The following is a 3,197-nucleotide window of genomic DNA, read 5'->3' as shown; positions in this document are numbered from 1 at the left end:
TGCTCCTTGTCCTCTGGTCGGATGCACGGAAAATTAAGGCACTTTCTGGGGCTCTGCAAAGGAAGCTTGCTCCTGGCTCTTCTGTGCGTTTTGCAGAGCATCGCTAGGGCTTCCGACGTGACGCAACTCTCCATTCCCGCTTCCTCTTCCCATTTGAAATACCGATTTACTCTGGATGAATTTTGTCAGGAGATCCGGTCGCACAATCCCCAGTTTCTGAGTGCCTACAAAAGCTACCTCTCCGCGAAAGCAGTCCCCCCCCAACTTCTGGCTCCAAACAATCCCCAGCTTGGCATTATCCAGATGCAGGCTCCCGGCCAGCCTGAGTACACCCTTGCTCAGTCCTTTCCCTTCCCGGGAAAAAAACGTTTGGCCGCTGCCATTGCGGATTCCCAGGCCAAATCCTTAGGTTGGCAGGCCGAAACGCTGTACGTCCAGCTTGTGGCCCAAGCCAAAACCCAATTTTTCCAACTCCTCTCTCTCCAACGCCAATACCAACTGAACGAGGACAGCATCCAACGACTCGAACAGATGAAACGAGTTACGCAGGTACGGTATGCCCAAAACGCAGCTGCCTTTGTCGACTTTCTCAATGCCCAGGTAGCAGAAAGCAGCGCGGAAACCAATCGCTTTAGCTTGCAACGTCAAATTGATACCACACGAGCCACGCTCAACACGTTGATTGGCCGAGATCCCGGCTCTCCGCTGGAGGTGATCGGGACGATTCCCGAGACACGAATCGTTTCCATCCCGTTGCGACGCCTCAAGGATTGGGCGCTTGTTTACAACCCGGCTATTCGGAGCGGTCTTCACCAAGTCAAAGCGGCGGAAGACAACGTCCGGCTGGCAAAGCTCGCCTACTTCCCCGATTTCCAGATCGTGGGATCCCTTGTAAGCAACCAGGCACCCTTTTTTTTCACTCCAGTCAACGGTTATGGGGTTGAGCTTGACGTCATTCTTCCGTTTTGGTTCTGGCGCAAGGAGAAACATGGTGTAGAACAGGCCAAGTACGCTTACGATGCGAGTCAGGCGGCTCAACTCTCGTTGGTTCAACAGACGGAGCTTGCAGTCGAAAGTGCCTACAATGCACTCGCTCAAGCGGTCAAACAAGTGGATTTTATCCGCACGCGACAACTCGAAGAAGCCAGAGCAGCCTATCGGCTTGCACTAACCAACTATGAAAGTGGGACGACCCCTTTCGTAAACCTTTTAACGGCTCAGGACACACTTCGAACGACGGAACTTGCTTTGGCTCAAGGGGAAGCCAACGCGGCTCAGGCATACCAAGCTTTGACCGCCGCTATTGGCGTTGATCCCATGAGGCTCGCTGCGCTTTCAAAAGGTCACCGGGAGGTCCGACCGGGACAAAAGGTTGGTTCTCCATAGGAGTCGACTCGCATGAGCATCCTTCAGAGATGCTTAGCGTTGGAGCCAAAGTCGACCCATTTAGAGAAATGGGGCATGTTAAGTTCTTCTAGGTCTCACGCTGTCAACCGTTGATCCCTCCATGGTCTTTCCTCTCCCTCCCTGGCAGAAAATCCGCAAAGTCGCCGCCGCCCTGCTTCGAGAAAGGAAACGCAGCGGGTTAGTCCTTGCTGGGGCCGCCACTTTGGTTTTTTGCGCGCTCATTCTCTCGCATCAGACGGAAAGAGAAAAGAAAGAGCTTTCTCTTCCTAGCCGGTTAGCTCGCGATACCATTCCACGGCCGCCGGAAGAATTTAACAACGACTTTGTGCGCGCCGAGCGGGGACAATGGATGGATGTCCCCCTGACGATCCCTGTTCCCGGTAAGCTGGCCTTTAATGCCCAATACTCCTTTCTTTGCTCTGCTCGCACGGCCGGTCGGCTCGATCACATCCTTGTTTTTGAGGGAGCCGAAGTGCGCCAAGGAGATGTTCTGGCCGAACTGTATAGCCCTGAATTCATTTCCGCGGAAAAGGAGTACCTTGTAGCCCGGGAGACTATCCGTACGATTAGCAAACTGCACTCCGCGGAACTCAAAGCCGATGCGTCAGCAACCCTCCAAGCTGCAAGAAATCGCCTCAAGGTCCTAGGGGCCGCCGATCAGGACATCGAAGAGCTAGACCGGACGGGCAACGTATCCCTCTACCTCAAATTGCGAGCTCCTATTTCTGGAACCATTGTTAAGCGTAACATGGATCCCGGCGCCTTTGTTAACACGGGGGATAGCTTTATGATGATCGCGGATCCTACCAAGCTGTGGTTTTTCGGGAATGTATTCGAACGAGACTATTCCAAAATTCGTCTGGGACAAAAGCTCATTCTTTATGTTCCTGCTCTCGGGCAAAAGCAGTTTACAGGTGTACTAAACTACATCGCTCCCAGTCTCGATCCCGCTACCCACACGTTACCGATCCGGTGCGATGTTCCCAATCCGACAAAGGAGCTGCGCCCGGAGTTTTATGTGGAAGCCGAACTTGTCGTTGGCTATGCCAAAGCTGTTGTTTTGCCACGCTCTGCCCTCCTTCATGAAGGGGATCAGGCTTATGTCCTTGTTGCGCAAAAGAAGGATTATCAAAAACGGGCTGTTGTTGCTCAGAGCTTCGGAAAGGACAAAGTGGCCATCCTCTCTGGCCTTCGGGGAGATGAAGAGGTCGTCGTTTCGGGCGCCATTCTTTTGAATCAAATGTTGCTTAACCCGTAAAAGCTATTGTCCCAAGGACAGAAGCGGGAGAAACGCTTGCTTACTATGCAGTCCCGACTGGTTCGTTACCTCGTTTTACCTCGCCGTGCCGTCGTAGTTACCTTGGCCCTCGTTCTCCTCGCCTGGGGGATCCATTCCTTCAGGCAACTTCCGATCGAGCCCTATCCCAATATTTCCCCAATGAATGTTCAGATCATCACCCAATGGCCAGGCAGGAGCGCCCTGGAGGTAGAGCGGCTTTTGACTATTCCCATCGAGACTGCCGTTGCCGGTGTCCCCAACCTTAAAGCTCTCCGTTCCATTTCGCTCTTCGGCCTTTCTGTCGTAACTCTTCAGTTCCATGACTTTGTCGATAGCTTTCATGCCCGCCAGGACACAAGCCTCTTTCTAACGAATGGTGTATCCTTACCTCCCGGAGTTACACCCGTACTGGGTCCCGATAGCGACGCAGTCGGCGAAGTCATGCGTTATGCAGTCATCGGTGATGGCGTAGACCTCATGACCTTAAAAACTTGGCAGGATTGGGATATCC

Annotated in this window: 3 protein-coding genes; all 3 read left to right on the top strand. The window is 53.1% G+C overall.

The features are described from left to right. Positions 1-1,386, top strand: a 1,386-nt coding sequence (locus tag KK925_RS09910; protein WP_214096486.1) for a TolC family protein, incomplete at its 5' end; no start/stop codon positions are given. A gap of 121 nt (positions 1,387-1,507) precedes the next feature. Next, positions 1,508-2,665, top strand: coding sequence for an efflux RND transporter periplasmic adaptor subunit (locus tag KK925_RS09905; protein WP_174583577.1), 1,158 nt, complete (start codon positions 1,508-1,510; stop codon positions 2,663-2,665). Between the two features lie 45 nt (positions 2,666-2,710). Further along, the coding region (locus tag KK925_RS09900) for an efflux RND transporter permease subunit (protein ID WP_174583576.1) at positions 2,711-3,197 on the top strand (487 nt) is incomplete at its 3' end.

Source organism: Candidatus Methylacidithermus pantelleriae, from assembly GCF_905250085.1.
GTDB classification, from domain to species: domain Bacteria; phylum Verrucomicrobiota; class Verrucomicrobiia; order Methylacidiphilales; family Methylacidiphilaceae; genus Methylacidithermus; species Methylacidithermus pantelleriae.
This window is presented reverse-complemented; position numbering and strand designations above follow the sequence as displayed.